This is a genomic window from Frankia sp. BMG5.23 (assembly GCF_000685765.2).
Taxonomy (GTDB): Bacteria; Actinomycetota; Actinomycetes; order Frankiales; family Frankiaceae; genus Frankia; species Frankia casuarinae.
Genome location: NZ_JDWE01000008.1, coordinates 54167 through 70931 on the forward strand (window position 1 = coordinate 54167; position 16765 = coordinate 70931).

Consider the following 16765-nt stretch of genomic DNA (forward strand, 5'->3'; position numbering starts at 1 on the left):
CGGATGGCAACTGATTCTGCACGGCGGCAAGCATCGCGGGGATAGCTGAACCTGGCCTTTACGGCACCTGTGCGTCAGCTATGAGTTCACCGGCCCATCGTCGCGGTTGGCGGTCGGGTCGAATGCTGGTGATTGATTGATGTGAATCCGGGGTTTGTGTTGTCGTGCCGTTCCGGCGGTGGTTCGCTGCCGGTGCCATTGCTGCTGGAGGCGATGGTCGACGCGCTGCTGGCCGGAGTGACGTCAGACCTCGACGAGCGCCAGCCCTGGCACGACCAGGTCGCCCAACTCGCTCATCGTCTGCACGAGGCACGGCTGTCTCGCCGCGACGGTGCTCGGCTGTTCGCGGGCGTCTTCTTTCCCCTGCCCGACGCGCTGGCGTACGGCGAACAATTGGTCTCCGCTCTCCGCGTGGGGGGACTGTCCAGCCGAGATGCCGCGTGGTCGACGGACACGATCACTTACTACGTGGTCAGTCACAGCACTGAGGAACAACTGAGGAACAACTCGCCGCCGCTCTGCCCGATCCGTCCGCGAGCGCCGCACGGCTCATTGGCCCGGTCGGTCCACGACGTCACCCGCAGCTGTTCGCTGCGCTCGACCATCTCCCTGCTCCGCACCAGAAGGAGCACTTCGACTTCGGCCTGCGTCTTGTCATCGGCGGCATCCGCCGTGCCGTCGGGTAAACAGGATCATGGGCGGCCGGTGCCTACCCGCGGCGATCCGAGTACCGTCGCCCAGGCCATGAGATGGCCCTCGGCCACGCGCCACGCGCCACGCGCAAGCCGTCCAACACGATCGCGATCCGCGTGGTGCGGTGCTCCCTGCTGGCGGTCGGATTGGCAGACCTGACGGCCTGCTGCTATTGGGAGATCAGGGTATCTGTCATTGGTAGAGTAGAGACACGGTCGACGCCGGCTCGCCGGCCGGTCATTTCATCATCGCGGGCAGCTCCGCACCGCGAGGGGCAGTGGTCCACTCGGGCGCGGGACGTATCGTGCCGCTGCGGACGCGCCCGCTGAGCATGGCCGAGCAGGACGTCGACAAGCCGACTGTGAGCCTCGCCGCGCCACGCCCCCGACGATGTGGCGCTGCAGGAGCAGGCAGAACACGAAGACCGGCAGGCAGGCCAGGTCGCTGCCGGCCCCCAGGCCGCGGCGATCCCGAGCACCGTCGGCACGAAGCCGATGGTGATCCGCACCTGGATGCACAGAGGGATGGCCTTGCTCGGGTGGTAGGCGGCCCGGGTGAGGCCGGTGACCACAGTAGTCGTTGGGGACGGGGCTTCTCGTAGGTCAACTCCTGTACCGGTGTGCCGGAATTTCCTAGAAACCGCGGTCCGTCGCCACCACGATGGTCCCATGATCTTGATTACTGGTGCGACCGGCACCGTCGGTCGCGAGGTGCTGCGCCTCCTAGTCGGCCGGGGCGCCCGGATTCGGGCGATGACGCGAGAACCAGCCCGTCTCCGTCTTCCTGATGGCGCGCTGATCGATGTCGTGCAGGCCGACTTCGAACGTGCTGACTCGCTCCACAGCGCGGTCGCTGGTGTGGACAGCGTCTTCCTGCTGACCGCTCCGAGCCCCACCGGCTCGGTCGCCGAGCATGACCTGGCCATGATTCAGGCGGCCCGTGCCTACGGCGTCCGGAAGGTTGTCAAGCTGTCCGCCATCGGCGGGAAAGCCGATGACGCCGACAATCTGCCCTCGCCCAGGCACCGTGCCGGCGAACAGGCGCTGGTCGCCAGCGGACTGACCTGGTCCGCGCCGGATTCGATCCGTCCATCGCGGACTCCGCCGTCGACGGCTACCAGCTCGTCCGGGACGGCGGTAACGCAGTCATCACCGACGATGTCGACCTGTTCGATATCAGGCCCCCGGCCAGCGCGGCTTCGTACGCGCCGAGTCCTGATGCGCCCAGCGGGCCGGCTCGGGCAGGGCAGATCCCGCCGGATCGGAACCGGGCCATGGCGAGGGCGGCGGCGCTTGAGGATCGGCTGTTCGCGACCGCGCCGCCACCGACGCGGGGCCGGGAACATGGTGCCTTCGGCCGGACCGTGCGCGGGGAGTGGGTGACCGCGGATCTGGTCGGCCCTTCCAACCTGCGCCTTTTCCTCGGCGTCCTCGACCGGCCGCTGGAACCCGCGCAGCTGGGCGCCTACCGCCGGCAGCGTGGCGCCGCCAGCCGCGACTTCGATCGGCTCCAGGTTGCCGTCGGGCGGCGGTTGATGGTCGTCGTGGCCCGTGGCACGGACCGTGAGCCCGACTGGGTGGAAGTGACCGGCCATCTCGGGCCCCCGCAGGCTGGCGAGGTCTGACGCCGGGACCCATCGACGAAGTCTCCCTACGGCGGCGCGCACGGCGACGCTAGAAGGTGTCACAGGGCGGACCCTGAGCGTAGGAGCCGGGGATGGTCAGGGCGTAGCCGATCAAGGTGATGGGCGGGACCGAGGACGGCTTGCCGGGCGGCAGTCGCGAGGATGGCCTGTGCGCGGGCGGGGAGGCCGAGCCGGTTCCAGTGGAAGATCACGTGTAGTGCGATGATGGCACGTATCCAACGGGTAAGCTGGCCCTCTTCGCGGAGCTTCCGGAGCGTTCCGCCCGCGTCCTCGAACGCGTCGAGCCAGCTGCCGAGGAGGTCTGCGCGGGCTTCGCCGACGAGGAGACGGTGGACGTCGCCTGTGAAGGAGGCCCAGACCTGCGGGTCCGACGGCGGGTTGGCGAAGACCGAGCGCTGCTCTGCGATCCGTGCCCAGACATCTCCTTGCTCGTTGAAGTCGAGTCCTGCGGTGCGCATGAGCGCCGTGCACAGCACGAGGGAGTGTTCGCGCCGGTCGGTCGGGTTGGTGGCGAGGAACGACAGCAGGTGGTTGCTGTCGTGGTGGAACAGCTCGTGGGCGGCGTTCATGCTGGCGGGGCCGCCGAAGGCGTGGACCTCTGGCTCGTAGATGTCGGCGGTCCAGCGGACTCCATCGGTGAGCAGCGCGTGGGGGCGGTCGGTGGTCGTGTCGTACTGGCCGTCCGTGTCCTGCGCGGTCAGGTAGCGGATGCGCCAGGCGCCCTTGCGGATGAAGAACCAGGAGGTGATGAGCCCGTCCGCCTCGGCGCGGGGCAGGATGCGCGCCAGGTGACCGATGGCTTGGTCTTCCCGCCCGCGGGGCTGCGGGCCGGGGTAGCGGATGTTCAGCTGTTTCCATGGGGTCTCGTGCATGTCGGGCCTTCCGGTCAGCAAAGCAGGAGGCAGGCGTCCCAAGACGTCGTGGTCCCGGCCACGGCGAGCTCGGCCCCGGCCGACCCGTCGAGGAAGCCAGGGGATGCGTCCGCCGCAGCGGCGGTGTCCTGGTGCAGACGCAGCAGCGGTGCGAGGGCGATAGGGGTTCGCGCGTCGGCCGCGATCCGGCGTGCGGTGGCGAGTAGCCCGGCGGTCCCGTGGCAGAGGCCGGGTTCAGTGAGCCGGGCCAGTTGGGCCGGGTCGCGGATGCAGGCGGCGAACGCCGTTTCAGCGAGGTGCTCGCGGGTGGTGTCGCCGAGGGCGCGGGCGGCGAGCTGTTGGGTGCGGGCGATACCCGGAGCGCCGTAGCACCACGACGGCCGCAGCGGGCCGCGTTGGCGGGGCTCGCCGCGGTCGAGGTCGTCGAGCGTGACGAACTCCGGCCACCACGATCCTTCGCTGGCTGGCCGCCGCCAGGTATCGAGCCACTGGCAGATCGTCCTGAGCGCCTGTTCCTGTCCGTCGACTCGGACGCCGTCGAGCAGGGCGAGGGCCAGAAGCGCGGCGGGGCCCGTGACGCCGTGGGCGATCCCGTGGTTGCCATGCCCACCGGGCGGGCCGGCCTTCGTGCGGCTGGGCCGTGGGGGCACCACCAGCCGGGCAGGCCGTCGATCGGCTCCGTGAGAAGCACCAGGTAGGCGAGGACCTCGCGGAGCAGGTCAAGATCGTCGAGGCGGCGGGCTACGACGCCGAGCCCGGTCACCCCGCCGGGCCGGGCGGCCACATGACGGCGCCCGCAGCCGCACACGACCCGGTAGAGATCATGCTGGGTCACGGTCGACCCGGGCCGGGGTGAGATCGTGGGACTGGTGCGAACGGGCGACCCCCGCCGGCCTCGCCCCGGCCAGCGCCGCCCCGCAGTCACACACCCCGACCGGAAAATGCGCCTCGACCCGGGGTCCGGGTCCTCCCGCCAAGCCAGCGTCCACCCGTCCTGCCCGGCTGCTTACCACGTTTCTTCTTCCCGCCCCCGGCGGCACGGCGCTCAGCCCGGTTCGGCCCCACCCGGCCCGGCAGCACCCCGTCCGACGACGGCGGCAACGACGGGTTCCCCGAGTTCCGCGAGCCCGCCCGCCTCAACCGGTCGACCTCCGCCGCCAGCTCCTCGACCCGACGTTCCTGCCCAGCCAGCCGCTCCTCCCGCTCGGCGATCCCGGCCCGCAGCTGTTCGATCAGCCCCGCCCGCGCCACCACGAGAGCAACCAGCTCCTCACGCGACATCTCCTCCGGCGGCGGCACCCCACCACATCACCACACGCACCAGATCCGATGCGCCACACATCAGCCAACAGTCGGACCCGGAACGAGCGCCAACCACTCACAGCAACATCAACAATGAAGCTGAATGTTTACGACGGGCCATGGTGCGGATCATGGCCCAGTGGACGAAGGTGGCAGAGCTGGCCGGGTCGCGTTCGTAGTCCCGAGCGAGGCGGCGGTGGCCGGCGATCCAGGCCAGGGTGCGGTTCCACCACCCACCGCTTCGGAAGCGGCTGGAAGCCTTTCTGTCCTTCCTTCTTCCGGACGATCTCCACGGTGGTCTTCATGACGGTGGCGGCCCAGGTCACGAACCGGCCGGCGAACCCGCCGTATGCTCGGACTACTACGAGACCTCCGTCCCGCTCCACGGCCCTCGGCCGGCCACGAACCTGCCCGCCACCAGACAGGACAGAGGTTGTCGAGGAACGTGAGCAGGCTGTCCGGTGGCCGGTAGCGTTGGGCCTACGACTCTCGGACGCGAAGACCCGCGTACGTCAGGACTGCTCCCGCCCTTCCCGGCATGCCCCGGTCAAGGCTGTCCTCAGCTACGTCGTCCACGAACAGGAACCGGCAGCTGGGGGCGGTGAAGTAGTGGTCGACCAGCAGTTGGCGGGCGCCGTCGCGGTCCTGACGGTTCGTTCGTTCGGGCGCTGACGCATGGTCGGCGGCCGGTGGCGATCACCACCGATAAGGCACCTGTCTACCCGAGGCTCCTCGACGAGCTGCTGCCTGGGATGCCTGCCATGTCGACGCCGCCCGGGAGAACAACCGGATCGAAGCCGACCACGGCCGACTCAAAGCACGACGCCGCGCGGGCTGAAATGGCTGCGCTCGGTCCAAACTCTCAGCGCCGGACACGCCTTAGTCCAGAACGTCCGCCGCGGCCACTTCCGAACTCGGGATCGACAGCAACCCACAGCTGAGGCTGGCCGCCGCGTTCACCGAACTCGCTACCGCTATCTGACCGACAGACGCCCCGGCCCGCTGGCATGCCCAGCTTCCCCGTAACGCAACAGAGCCCCCGGGGATCACCCTCGGCTTGCTGGCAGGCGGACACGTCGCCGACGGCCACGTCCGCGCCGGCGCCGCCGTCAGTCCTTTCCGAACAGGCCGAGATAGCGGCGGGAGCTGTTCGGGCTCAGGTTCGGGTTGTGCAGGGAGGATTGCACGTTGTCAGCTTCCGCGTTGTTGTAGTAGGCCTCGTAGGCGAGGAGTCCGGCGTTCGCCGCGAAGAACTCGTGCATCTTCTCGATGTAGAACGGGTTGTCGCCGCCACCGCCGGTCGAGCGCACCAGTCCCCATTCGGGGACGGCGAACCGCTTGCCGTGGGCGCGGGCGAAGGCGGCGACGGTGCACAGCCCGGAACGCTGCTGGCATTGCCGGGTCCAGACCTGCTCCGTCGTGGACGCCGGATAGGAGTCGTAGGAGTCGATGCTGACGACGTCGACGTAGGCGTCGCCGGGGTAGGCGGACCAGACGTCCGCGCCGCTGCCGGGCAGGCTGTCGCGGTGCGCGGTCATGTTCCAGTCGATCTTCACGTGCGGAGCGGTCGACCGGATCGCGGTGGCGGCGTGTTGGAAGCAGCTTTTCCACGCCTGCGGATCCCGGACGTGCCACCAGAACCAGTCCCCGTTGAACTCCCAGCCGAGGCGCACGTAGGCGTCGCCGCGGCCGTACTTCGACAGAGTCTGCCCGAACTGGGCCCAGTAGCCGTCGTACTCACCGCGAGCGCACGCCTGTTCATTGCCGTTCTGCGGGTACAGCGGTTGCGCCACCGACAGCTCCCCGGGAAAGGCTGCCCGGGTGAACGCCCCGACCGGCCAGGACGCCGTGGTGATGCTCGGCCAGTTGGCGCGGTCCGTGAAAACGATCGCGAGGTCGACGGGACGGCGGGTCCACGCCGCCCACGCGGTCACGTCTGCCGGGAAGTTTCCATTGGCGCCGGATACCCAGCCCAGCCCGGACGGTGCCGGCTCCACGGCGGAGGGGGGCGTGGTGGTTGGTGACGGCCGCGGAGCGCGGGGACGCTCGGGCTGATCCGAGCAGGCCGCCACGCCCAGCACAACAGCCATCACCATCGTCAGTGCGGTCAGCGGCATCCATAACGGCCTGCCCGGGCGAGCCCGGTACCCGGCCCGACCTCGCTGCCGGGCCGTCACGCTGCACGTTCCATCGGGTCCCTCGGTCCTTCCTGGCGCTCCGGTACCACGAAAACCAACCATACCGTTACGTCAGTGTCGTATCGGACAGTCGTCGCGGATGTGGCGGGCGAGCCCAGGATCGATCATGCTGGCAGGTCGGTCGATCGCGGCGATCAGATGCCGGAGAACACCGAGCCCCCGCGGGTACTGCTCCACGGGGACACCTGGACCTGCTTGACTTCGATAAGAGTGGCGGCGTGCCGCCATATTTGCTCAGTTGACGGCACGCAGGCTGGTACCGCCCCTCCTGCGCAACCGGTTCAACGTGTCGGCGGTCGTGTCGTCGGCGGGAAGGAATACCACCAGCTGCTGAGCATCGGCGGGTGGGAGCTCCAGGACCTCGCGGTCAAGCCGCAGTTCACCAACCACGGGGTGTGTCCACCGCAGCGGACCGCGCCGTGGTAGCGCGTGCCGGTTCAGTCGCTGGGTGAAGTCGTCGCCGGCGACCGGAGCGAGTTCCGCCCTGAATTGGGCCGAGCGCTCGGCCGACGGGCCGTGCCACAGGTCGAAGGCTCGTTCGTCGGCGATCTGATCCCATTCCGGGAAGACCTCGCGGGCGCGCCTGTCGGTGAAGACGAAGCGCGTGAGGTTGGGCCTGTCGGTATCGAGCAGCCCCGACGGTCGGGCGACCAGGTCGAAGCCACTGGTGTACGCGAGGATGTCACCCAGGCGGTTGGTGACCAGTGCGATCCCTGGCTCGAGCTGGTCGAGCAGCTTGAGCACTGTCTGCCTGACCTCCAGCCGAGGTTGGGTGAGCGGGCCGATACACACGCCAGCAGCGATCTTGGCCAGGTAGCGCAGGTGCTCCCGCTCGGAGACGTCGAGGCGCAGCGCGTCGGCGAGCGCGTTGACGACGGAGGCCGATGGGTTGCGGTCGCTCCCCTGCTCGATCCGGACGAGATACTCAACGCTGATTCCTGCCAGCGAAGCCAGCTCCGACCGCCGTAGCCCCGGGACGCGGCGCCGGGGGCCTGCCGGCAGGCCGAGCGTCTCGGGCCGGGTGGCATCGCGCCTGGCGCGGAGGAAGTCACCCAGCGGCGTACTCACGCTCTTCACTGTAAGACCGGCACGGCCTCGGTACGCCGTCCGAGGCTGGCCCTATCAGGGCCAGCCTGCGCTCGGTCTGGCTGCCGCTGCCGGCGCGACCGAACATGTGACGCATGAGCGAAACCAGCAAACTTGTCATCGTCGTCGGCAGCGTGCGCGAGGCGAGGTTCGGACCGGTCGTGGCCTCATGGGTCGCCGAACAGGCCTCCGCGCATGGGAGCTTCGACGTAGAGGTCGTCGACCTCGCCGACTTTGAGATCCCCCTATCCCTGCCCGCCGCGTCGCCGAAGTACGCCGGAGACTCATACCCGCGCCCGGCGGGCATGGCACCCCTGACCGCGCGACTCGACGCCGCGGACGCGTTCGTCCTAGTAACCCCCGAATACAACCATAGTTACCCGGCGTCACTGAAGGCTGCCATCGACTGGCACTTCACCCAGTGGACCGCGAAGCCGGTCGCTTTTGTCAGCTACGGCGGCGCGGCGGGTGGTCGGCACGCGGTCCTGCACCTGGAGAACGTCCTCACCGAGCTGCACGCGGTGACCATTCGCGACGGGCTGGCATTCCCGAACTACTTCGTGAACTGGGATGCTGGCCGGCCAGCTGATCCCGACGCTCCCGGCTACGCCAAGACGTTGTTCAACCAGCTTGCCTGGTGGGCCGCCGCACTCCAGAAGGCACGCGCCGAGGTGCCCTACCCCGACTAGTGTCTCGTGATGATGGGCCCGCAGGCCCCCTCCTCGCGCAGCTGATCGGTGAGCTGTCGACAACGGACCCCGCAGGCGTGCCGTCGGGCAGGCCGACCGCGGCGCTGTGGACGTTGACGTGCATGACCCGGTTGGCCCCGTTCGGTGTTACCGGCCGCCCGCGGCGCCGCGGCGGGCGAACTCCTCCTGGGTGAGGTGTTCCGGGCAGTCGACCCGGATGTCGGACGGTCCGAGGCGGTAGTCGAAGAACGCGCAGCGGTGAACAGTGGGTTGGGCGTGGCGGGCGGGTCGGGCGTGGCGGGGTGCGGGTTCGAAGTGCCGGCAGGTGGTGCACGCGCGCGTCACGCTGATCAGATGTTCGGCGTGCAGGCATTCCAGCAGGTCCAGGAGGGTTGCGAGCAGGTGCTCGCCGTCCGGGCGGGGGATCCTGGAGGTCGCTACCTCGACCGGGGCGGTCCACCGGGAGACCGCGTGCGCGGTCCGTTGGCCGTCGGCGGTGAGGTGTAGCCGGTAGTGACGCCGGTCGGCGGGGTCCTGCTGGCGGCCTACGAGCCCTTTGCGGCGCAGGGCCGCCACGGCGTCGCTGACGGTGGGGTCGGCCACGTCGAGTTCACGTGCCAGCGCGCTGGTTCGGGCCGGCGGGGGTGGTCCCGCATAGATGCGGGCGAGGACCCGAAGCTGGGTGGGGGACAGGTCGTGCGCCTCGGCCAGGCGGCGGGCGAGCACCTGCAGGGCCTCGCCGATCCGGTCGAGGGCGGCCACGATCTTCGCGTCGAGTCCGGGGTGGCGTTCCTCGGGGGTGCCGGGCGGTCTCACGCGCACGGTCCGAACGCCGCGTGTATCGCCAGCACCGCTGCCTCCTGCCGTTGGGACTTTCCCGGGTTCGCGACGGCCGACCCGCCGCGAGGGTCGTAACGGGGAAGGTCGGAACCCGCGAGTGGACCTTAGCAATCCGATCCGCCCGGACCGGATCGTTAGGAGTCCTTGACATCAAAGGTCGTCCCGCACATAGTTCTCCTTGTCGACTGAAATTGTCGAGATAGCGGCCGATGCCGGGTTGGGCCGTGCGGCGCGGGAGCGTCGCCGGACCGGGCGGGTTCGGTTCGCGTCCGTGGGGGAACACCAAGGAGGCGAGCATGCCGAAGCTTGCCCGCAGTGACTGGTACGACCTTGCCCGCGACACCAACTGGTCGTTTGGCTATGTGTCCGAGCAGGACGTCTTCCCAGAGGAGCTGTCGGGGACGGGCCGGGTCCCAGCCGAGGGGTGGCTGGCCTGGGACGAGCCATACAAGATCACTTATCGGGAGTACGTGCACAACCAGGTGACGAAGGACACCACGACGTACTCGGTCAAGAACGCGATCGCCCGCTCGGCGCTGTTCGAGAAGCTCGACCCGGGATGGAAGTCGGTGATCCTGGCGCACTACGGCGCGATCACGATGCCGGAGTACCTCGCCTCCATCGGTGAGGCGCGGATGGGCCGGTTCGGGCGGGCGGCGGCGTGGCGCAATACGGCGACGTTCGGCACGCTCGACGAGGTCCGGCACGGCCAGATCCAGGCGTTCTTCCCCTATGGGTTGATCGGGAAGGAGCCGCGGGCCGACTGGGCGCTCAAGGCGTTCCACACGAACGACTGGATCGTGCTCGCGGTCCGGCAGCTGTTCGACGACATGTTCGTCGCCAACGACGCGCTGTCGATCGCGCTGCAGCTCACCTTCACCCTTGAGACCGGTTTCACGAACCTGCAGTTCCTCGGCATGGCGGCCGACGCGATCAAGGTGGGCGACCTGGAGTTCGGATCGCTGATCTCCAGTATCCAGACGGACGAGGCCCGCCATGCCCAGCAGGGCGAGCCGACCATCAAGATCCTTGCCGAGGGCGGCCACAAGGACTGGGGCCAGTTCCTCATCGATCACATGTTCTGGCGGTCATGGCGGGTGTTCGCGCTGCTGACCGGCCTGTCGATGGACTACTACACCCCGCTCGAGCATCGGACGATGTCGTTCAAGGAATTCATCGAAGAGTGGGTGATCAAGCAGTTCTCCGACCAGTTCCGGGACTTTGGCCTGGAGTATCCGTGGTACTGGGAGGAGTTCGTCAACGAACTCACCTGGTACCACCACGCGATTCACCTCGGGGTGTGGAACTGGCGGCCGACGGTCTGGTGGAACCCGGACGCCGGCGTCTCGGCGGACGAGCGGGTGTGGCTGGAGGAGAAGTACCCGGGCTGGAACCGCACGTTCGGCAAGTACTGGGATGTCATCGGCGACAACATCCGCGCGGGGAAGGTCGAGGCCACCTTCCCGGAGACGCTGCCGTTGGTGTGCAATCTGTGCCAGCTGCCGATCGTGCGGGCCGCCGGCGTGGAGGCCGGCGCGCTGGCCTCGGCCGCTCCGCTGCGCCACACCCACGGGGGCCGTGACTACCTGTTCTGCTCGGAACCCTGCAAGTGGATCTTCGCGCGGCGTCCGGAGCGGTTCGCCGGGCACCGGTCGCTGGTGGACCGGTTCCTCGCCGGCGAGATCAGCCCGCCCGACCTCGGCGGCGTGCTCGCCTACATGGGGCTGTCGCCGGCCGAGCAGGGACAGGATGCCACCGGCTACGCCTGGGCGCAGGCCGCGGCGGCGGGCGCAACCGGCGCCAGGGCGGCACGGCGATGACGTCTTGGGCACAGGTGACCCCCGGAGCGCGGGAGCACTGCCACGAGTACGTCCACGAGTACGTCCACGAGCACTCCGAGGGGGCCCGATGGCTCTGCTGCCGCTGAGCGCGGTTTTCGAACACGACTTCGTGTCGCTGCTGGTGGCGGTGGACGACGCCGACACCGTCGAGGTCGTCGGCCAAAAGATCGCTCACCACGTTGTGGGCCGGCGTCTGCCGGCCAGCGACGCGCCGGTGGGGATCCGCCACAACGGTCAGGTGCTCGCCCGCGAGGCGCGCATCGGCGAGGCCGGCGTCGGCCCGCTCGACCATGTCGAAGCCTTCTTCGATGAGTAGCGCGTTGGCGGGTGGTGCGTCGGCGGGTGGTGCGTCGGCGGGTGGTGCGTCGGCGGGTGGTGCGTCGGCGGGTGGCACCACAGTGGCGTGGACCGACGTCGCCTCGCTGGACGAGGTGTGGGAAGGCGATGTGCTCGAGGTGACCGCGGGCGCCGAGCAGGTGCTGCTGGCACACCTGCCCGGCGGGGCGCTACGGGCGTACCAGGCGGTGTGCCCGCACTCGCGGTTCCCGCTGGTCAACGGCGCCGTCGAGGACGGGGTGCTCACCTGCGCCGCGCATCATTGGGAGTTCGACCTGGCGACCGGCGAGAGCCTCAACCCGAGCGACTGCCGGCTGTACAGCTTCCCGGTGCGCGCCGACGGCGAGCGGATCATTGTCGGGATCCCACCCGACGGCCGACGTCATTACCACCGCTGCCGTGGCGATGCGACCGCGGCCCCGACGGGGAGACGATTTTCATGACCGCCGACTCCAGCCGCCTGGTAGGCCCCATCGTCCGCGGATTCGATCCGGACGTCGTCGAGGCACTGCACGCCGCGATCGAGAAGGACAACCCCGACCAGACGCTGGTCGTGGAGGACCGCAACGGCTACGTGCGCATCAACGCGCCCCGCTTCCTGCGGGTCACCCGCACCAGCCTGGAGGAGGCCGCCGGCCGGTCCGTCCCGCTCGCCACCCTCGAACCCGCCCTCGCCGGCTTTGCCGGGCGGATGCGGTACGTGAGCGACGACGAACTCGTCTGGTACCTGGACCGGAAGGACTGAGGATGACCACCTCCCCCACGGCGAGGCCCCTGCGCACCTGGAGTGTGTTCGACGGGGCCCGCCGCAAGCCCAACGAGTACGAGACCGTCACCGGCCACTTCCACTACCACTTCGGGCGGCAGCCGGCCCCGTTCGACCTTGATCCCAACAGTCCGATCAACCGGTGGTACCTGCGCTACCGCGAGGGCTCGCCGCTGCGGGGCGTGGACTGGGAGGAGTTCCGCGACCCCGCCCAGCTCAACTACCGCCGCTACATCGCCCTGCAGCACGACCGGGAGATCTACGCCGAAGGTGTCGTCGACCACTTCGAGGCCCTCGATGCGGATGCCGGCCTGGACCCGGTCTGGGTGGGCGTCCTCGCGCGGCTTTACCTGCCCGCCCGCTACCTGTTCCACGTGCTGCAGATCACCAGCCTGTACGTCGGCCAACTCGGACCCAGCGCCTACGTCAGCAACGCCGCGTTCTTCCAGGCCGCCGACGAACTGCGCGCTCTGCAGTGGATCGCCTACCGGGCCAAGGCGCTGTCGTTGGTCCACGGCGCCGACCTCGCCGACAGCCGGGTCACCCGACGGTTCTGGGAAGACGACCCGGCCTGGCAACCCGCCCGAGAGGCGCTGGAGCGGTTGCTGGTCGCCTACGACTGGGCGGAGGCCTTCACGGCACTGAACCTCGTCGTCAAGCCGGCGCTCGACACCCTGCTCAAGACCGCCCTCGCCGATCTCGCGGACGCCAACGGCGACGGCCTGACCGCCCAGCTGCTGCGCGAGTCCGGCGTCGACGGCGCCCGCAGCCGGGCGTGGAGCGCGGCCCTGGCCCGCCACGCCATCGCCGGACGCCCCGACAACGCCGCGGTTCTCGCCGCCTGGGAAGAAAACTGGCGCCCCCGCGCGGAGAAGGCCGTCGCGGGCTTGGCGGCCCTGTTCGACAATGCCCCGAACCCGGCCAGCCCGGCCGAGGTCGCCACCACCGTCGCCGCGACCACCGCGGCGTTCCGTGCCTCCTGGACCGGCACGGCGGATCCTGCCTGAACCGGCGGATCCCGCCTGAACCTCCGGCCTCCACCACCGATCCGCCCCCGGGAAGGACCCATGTCCGTCACCGACGACTACCTGACCAACAACGCCGCCTACGCGAAGACCTTCGCCGGGCCGCTTCCGCTGCCGCCGTCCAAGCACATCGCCGCCGTCGCCTGCATGGACGCACGGCTCAACGTCTACGCGATCCTTGGCCTGGGCGACGGCGAGGCTCACGTCATCCGCAACGCCGGCGGCGTCGTCACCGACGACGAGATCCGTTCCCTCGCGATCAGCCAGCGCCTGCTCGGCACCCGCGAGATCATCCTGATCCACCACACCGACTGCGGCATGCTGACCTTCACCGACGACGATTTTAAACGCTCGATCCAGGACGAGACCGGGATCAAACCAGAATGGGCCGTGGAGTCGTTTACCGACCTGGCCGAAGACATACGCCAGTCGATTGCGCGGATCAAGGCGAGCCCGTTCATCCCGCATACCGACGCCATCCGCGGCTTCATCTTCGATGTTGCCACCGGACTGCTCACCGAAGTCGCGTGATATCCGCCTGCCGCACCCTGCTGTTCAGCGCCTTCGAGTATCGACTCACCATTACCGGCATCATCATCGGTTCTTTCTGACGGCACCGTATTTCTGACGATGCCGTATTTCTGGCGGCACCGGGCTTCGCCCGCCGTCGGGGTGCTTCGGGGATCCGTACCGTCGATCCGCGAAGCACCCCTGGGGGCCAGGTGGGTGGGGTCGGTGGGCGGCACCGGAGCCGGTGATTCCCACCGGCCCGACCCACCGGCCCCACCCGTCACCTGGTCAGTGGGTCAGCCGCGCTTGCGGCCGGACTCACCGAGAGTGATCTGGTCGCCGTTGACGATGCCGGCCCGGCGCAGCGCCTCGGCGATCGCGCCGTCCGGCACGCTGGATCCACCGCGGCCACCGGAACCGTTCCTGCCACCGGCACCGCGCCCGCCGGCACCACCGGCACCGCGCCCGCCGGCACCACCGCGTTCGCCACTCGCGGTGCCCCGGCCGCCATTCCGCCGATCACCATGATCACGGCTTCCGCCGCGTCCGGCGCCCGCACTCGCGGTGCCCCGGCCGCCATTCCGCCGATCACCATGATCACGGCTTCCGCCGCGTCCGGCGCCCGCACCCGCGGCTCCCCGCCGGTCACCCTCGCCGTCCCGGCGGCCCGGGCCCCCGGCACCGGCCTCGTCGTCCAGCCGCAGCGTCAGCGAGATCCGCTTGCGGGGGATGTCGACGTCGAGAACCTTCACCGTCACGATGTCGCCGGGCTTGACGACCTCGCGCGGATCGCTGACGAAGTTCTTCGACATCGCCGACACGTGCACCAGGCCGTCCTGGTGAACGCCGATGTCGACGAAGGCCCCGAACGCGGCGACGTTCGTGACGGTCCCCTCCAGGGTCATGCCGGGGACCAGGTCCGCGAGCGTCTCGATCCCCTCGGTGAATGCCGCCGTCCTGAAGGCCGGCCGCGGGTCACGGCCGGGCTTCTCCAACTCGGCGAGGATGTCGGTGACGGTCGGCAGGCCGAAGGTGTCGTCGACGAACTCGCTCGGCTTCAGGGCTCGCAGGACCGCCCCGTTGCCGATGAGGGAGCCGAGGTCGCCGCTGGTCGCCGCGAGGATGCGCCGCACCACCGGGTAGGACTCGGGGTGCACGCTGGAGGCATCCAGCGGGTCGTCCCCGTCGGGGATGCGCAGGAAGCCGGCGCACTGCTCGAACGCCTTCGGCCCGAGGCGGGGGACGTCCTTCAGGGCGGCCCTGGTCTGGAACGGCCCGTGCGTGTCGCGGTGGCGCACCACGCTCTCCGCGAGGCTCGCCCCGATTCCGGACACCCGGGTCAGCAGCGGGGCGGACGCGGTGTTGACGTCCACCCCCACCGCGTTCACGCAGTCCTCGACCACCGCGTCCAGGGACGACGACAGCCGGGACTCGGACAGGTCGTGCTGGTACTGCCCAACCCCGATCGATTTCGGGTCGATCTTCACCAGCTCCGCGAGCGGGTCCTGCAGCCGCCGGGCGATCGACACGGCCCCGCGCAGTGAGACGTCGAGCCCCGGAAGCTCCGCCGCGGCGTAGGCGGACGCCGAGTACACCGACGCCCCCGCCTCCGAGACCGTCACCTTCGTCAGCGACAGCTCCGAGTGCCGGCGGATGAGGTCCTCGGCGAGCTTGTCGGTCTCCCGGGAGGCCGTCCCGTTCCCGATCGAGATCAGGTCGACGCGATGCTCCCGGGCGAGCCGGGCCAGGGTGGCGATCGACTCGTCCCACCGCCGCGCCGGGACGTGCGGATGAATGGTGTCGGTGGCGACCACCTTGCCGGTCGGGTCGACCACGGCGACCTTCACTCCGGTGCGGTACCCCGGGTCGAGACCCATGGTCGCCCGGGTTCCGGCCGGCGCCGCGAGCAGCAGGTCACGCAGGTTCGCCGCGAACACCCGCACGGCGGTGTCCTCGGCGGCCGTCCACAGCCGCATCCGTAGATCGATGCCGAGGTGCACGAGGATGCGGGTGCGCCAGGCCCAGCGGACCGTGTCGAGGAGCCACCGGTCCGCCGGTCGGCCCGCGTCGGAGATCCCGAACGCCTCGGCGATCCGCGTCTCGTAGTCGGTCGGCCCGGGCGGCGGGGCGGCGTCCGGCTCCGCCGGCACGTCCGGTTCGAGGGTCAGGTCGAGGATCTCCTCCTTTTCCCCCCGGAACGCCGCGAGGATGCGGTGCGACGGCAACGAGGTGAACGGCTCCGAGAAGTCGAAGTAGTCCGAGAACTTCGCCCCCGCCTCCTCCTTGCCCTCCCGGACCCGGGATACCAGGACACCACGCGACCACATCCGCTCGCGCAGCGTGCCGATCAGGTCGGCGTCCTCGGCGAACCGTTCGACGAGGATCGCCCGCGCCCCCTCCAGCGCGGCACCCGCGTCGGCCACACCCTTCTCCGGATCGACGTAGGCCGTCGCCGTGGCGTACGGGTCGAGCGAGGGGTCGCCCAGCAGGCTCTCCGCCAGCGGTTCGAGGCCGGCCTCCCGGGCGATCTGCGCCCTGGTCCGCCGCTTCGGCTTGAAGGGCAGGTAGATGTCCTCCAACCGGGCCTTGGAGTCGGCGGCGAGGATCTGCGCCTCCAGGGCGTCGTCCAGCTTGCCCTGCGACCGGATCGATTCGAGGATCGCGGCGCGCCGATCCTCCAGCTCCCGCAGGTAACGCAGCCGTTCCTCCAGCGTGCGCAGCTGCGTGTCGTCGAGGGTGCCGGTCGCCTCCTTGCGGTAGCGGGCGATGAAGGGCACGGTGGCACCACCGTCGAGCAGGTCGACCGCCGCCGTCACCTGCCCCTGGCGCACGCCGAGCTCCTCGGCGATCCGCTGATGGATGGAACGCTGCGGGACAGATGTCGTCGTCACAATCCCTGATCCGCCTTCTCGTCGATCTTCGGTCGCCGGGCCGGGGTCGGCCGCGTCGTCGCTCGGGCGCC

General features: G+C 69.7%; 16 protein-coding genes and 3 pseudogenes. 11 read left to right on the forward strand and 8 right to left on the reverse strand.

Annotated features, from left to right (window positions below):
- Positions 1-213 precede the first annotated feature (213 nt).
- From BMG523DRAFT_RS27235 to BMG523DRAFT_RS05810, 3 genes are all read left to right on the forward strand, one after another.
- Complete coding sequence (locus BMG523DRAFT_RS27235; protein ID WP_368671087.1) at positions 214-852, forward strand: TetR/AcrR family transcriptional regulator C-terminal domain-containing protein; 639 nt, start codon at positions 214-216, stop codon at positions 850-852.
- A gap of 509 nt (positions 853-1361) precedes the next feature.
- The gene (locus BMG523DRAFT_RS27240; RefSeq protein WP_011434673.1) at positions 1362-2075 is read left to right on the forward strand and encodes an SDR family oxidoreductase; all 714 of its coding nucleotides are present in this window, start codon (positions 1362-1364) and stop codon (positions 2073-2075) included.
- Positions 1967-2317, forward strand: coding sequence for a hypothetical protein (locus tag BMG523DRAFT_RS05810; RefSeq protein WP_023840158.1), 351 nt, complete (start codon positions 1967-1969; stop codon positions 2315-2317). Before BMG523DRAFT_RS27240 ends, BMG523DRAFT_RS05810 begins: the two co-directional genes overlap by 109 nt.
- A 59-nt stretch (positions 2318-2376) precedes the next feature.
- Here the strand turns inward: BMG523DRAFT_RS05810 and BMG523DRAFT_RS05815 are convergent, their stop codons facing one another.
- From BMG523DRAFT_RS05815 to BMG523DRAFT_RS26285, 4 genes and pseudogenes are all read right to left on the reverse strand, one after another.
- The gene (locus BMG523DRAFT_RS05815; protein WP_083282336.1) at positions 2377-3210 is read right to left on the reverse strand and encodes a thiopeptide-type bacteriocin biosynthesis protein; all 834 of its coding nucleotides are present in this window, start codon (positions 3208-3210) and stop codon (positions 2377-2379) included.
- 14 nt (positions 3211-3224) lie between these two features.
- Positions 3225-3976, reverse strand: a pseudogene (locus BMG523DRAFT_RS05820) (lanthionine synthetase C family protein); the annotation flags it as partial.
- A 155-nt stretch (positions 3977-4131) separates the two neighbouring features.
- Positions 4132-4509 carry a hypothetical protein gene (locus tag BMG523DRAFT_RS05825; protein WP_035941041.1) on the reverse strand — a complete coding sequence of 126 codons (378 nt, stop codon included), beginning with the start codon at positions 4507-4509 and terminating at the stop codon, positions 4132-4134.
- Between the two features lie 79 nt (positions 4510-4588).
- Positions 4589-4907: pseudogene (locus BMG523DRAFT_RS26285) on the reverse strand (transposase); the annotation flags it as partial.
- A 267-nt stretch (positions 4908-5174) separates the two neighbouring features.
- On the opposite strand from BMG523DRAFT_RS26285, the pseudogene BMG523DRAFT_RS22700 reads away from it, so the two are divergent.
- Positions 5175-5494: pseudogene (locus tag BMG523DRAFT_RS22700) on the forward strand (DDE-type integrase/transposase/recombinase); the annotation flags it as partial.
- A gap of 127 nt (positions 5495-5621) precedes the next feature.
- On the opposite strand, the gene BMG523DRAFT_RS05830 reads toward BMG523DRAFT_RS22700, so the two are convergent.
- Positions 5622-6602: a glycosyl hydrolase gene (locus BMG523DRAFT_RS05830; RefSeq protein WP_308726837.1), complete on the reverse strand. Its 981-nt coding sequence runs from the start codon at positions 6600-6602 to the stop codon at positions 5622-5624.
- A 342-nt stretch (positions 6603-6944) separates the two neighbouring features.
- Positions 6945-7778, reverse strand: a complete 834-nt coding sequence (locus BMG523DRAFT_RS05835) for a helix-turn-helix domain-containing protein (protein ID WP_011434677.1) — start codon at positions 7776-7778, stop codon at positions 6945-6947.
- Positions 7779-7891: 113 nt separating this feature from the next.
- Here BMG523DRAFT_RS05835 and BMG523DRAFT_RS05840 point away from each other — a divergent pair, with 113 nt between their 5' ends.
- Positions 7892-8485 (forward strand): NADPH-dependent FMN reductase, encoded by a 594-nt coding sequence (locus BMG523DRAFT_RS05840; protein WP_011434678.1) that lies wholly within the window; start codon positions 7892-7894, stop codon positions 8483-8485.
- Between the two features lie 147 nt (positions 8486-8632).
- On the opposite strand, the gene BMG523DRAFT_RS05845 is transcribed toward BMG523DRAFT_RS05840, so the two are convergent.
- Positions 8633-9307, reverse strand: a complete 675-nt coding sequence (locus tag BMG523DRAFT_RS05845; RefSeq protein WP_011434679.1) for a MarR family winged helix-turn-helix transcriptional regulator — start codon at positions 9305-9307, stop codon at positions 8633-8635.
- A gap of 314 nt (positions 9308-9621) precedes the next feature.
- Between BMG523DRAFT_RS05845 and BMG523DRAFT_RS05850 the strand changes: the two genes are divergently transcribed.
- From BMG523DRAFT_RS05850 to BMG523DRAFT_RS05875, 6 genes are all read left to right on the forward strand, one after another.
- Positions 9622-11145 (forward strand): aromatic/alkene/methane monooxygenase hydroxylase/oxygenase subunit alpha, encoded by a 1524-nt coding sequence (locus BMG523DRAFT_RS05850; protein WP_043590629.1) that lies wholly within the window; start codon positions 9622-9624, stop codon positions 11143-11145.
- Positions 11146-11233: 88 nt separating this feature from the next.
- Positions 11234-11482: a toluene-4-monooxygenase system B family protein gene (locus BMG523DRAFT_RS05855; RefSeq protein WP_011434681.1), complete on the forward strand. Its 249-nt coding sequence runs from the start codon at positions 11234-11236 to the stop codon at positions 11480-11482.
- Positions 11475-11945 carry a Rieske 2Fe-2S domain-containing protein gene (locus tag BMG523DRAFT_RS05860; protein WP_152987830.1) on the forward strand — a complete coding sequence of 157 codons (471 nt, stop codon included), beginning with the start codon at positions 11475-11477 and terminating at the stop codon, positions 11943-11945. Before BMG523DRAFT_RS05855 ends, BMG523DRAFT_RS05860 begins: the two co-directional genes overlap by 8 nt.
- Positions 11942-12247, forward strand: a complete 306-nt coding sequence (locus BMG523DRAFT_RS05865; protein WP_011434683.1) for an MmoB/DmpM family protein — start codon at positions 11942-11944, stop codon at positions 12245-12247. Before BMG523DRAFT_RS05860 ends, BMG523DRAFT_RS05865 begins: the two co-directional genes overlap by 4 nt.
- Positions 12248-12249: 2 nt before the next feature.
- Positions 12250-13275: an aromatic/alkene monooxygenase hydroxylase subunit beta gene (locus BMG523DRAFT_RS05870; protein ID WP_011434684.1), complete on the forward strand. Its 1026-nt coding sequence runs from the start codon at positions 12250-12252 to the stop codon at positions 13273-13275.
- Between the two features lie 60 nt (positions 13276-13335).
- A complete protein-coding gene (locus tag BMG523DRAFT_RS05875) occupies positions 13336-13824 on the forward strand; it encodes a carbonic anhydrase (protein ID WP_011434685.1) in 489 nt (162 codons plus the stop codon).
- Positions 13825-14099: 275 nt separating this feature from the next.
- On the opposite strand, the gene BMG523DRAFT_RS05880 is transcribed toward BMG523DRAFT_RS05875, so the two are convergent.
- Positions 14100-16694, reverse strand: coding sequence for a Tex family protein (locus BMG523DRAFT_RS05880; protein WP_011434686.1), 2595 nt, complete (start codon positions 16692-16694; stop codon positions 14100-14102).
- Positions 16695-16765: the final 71 nt, after the last annotated feature.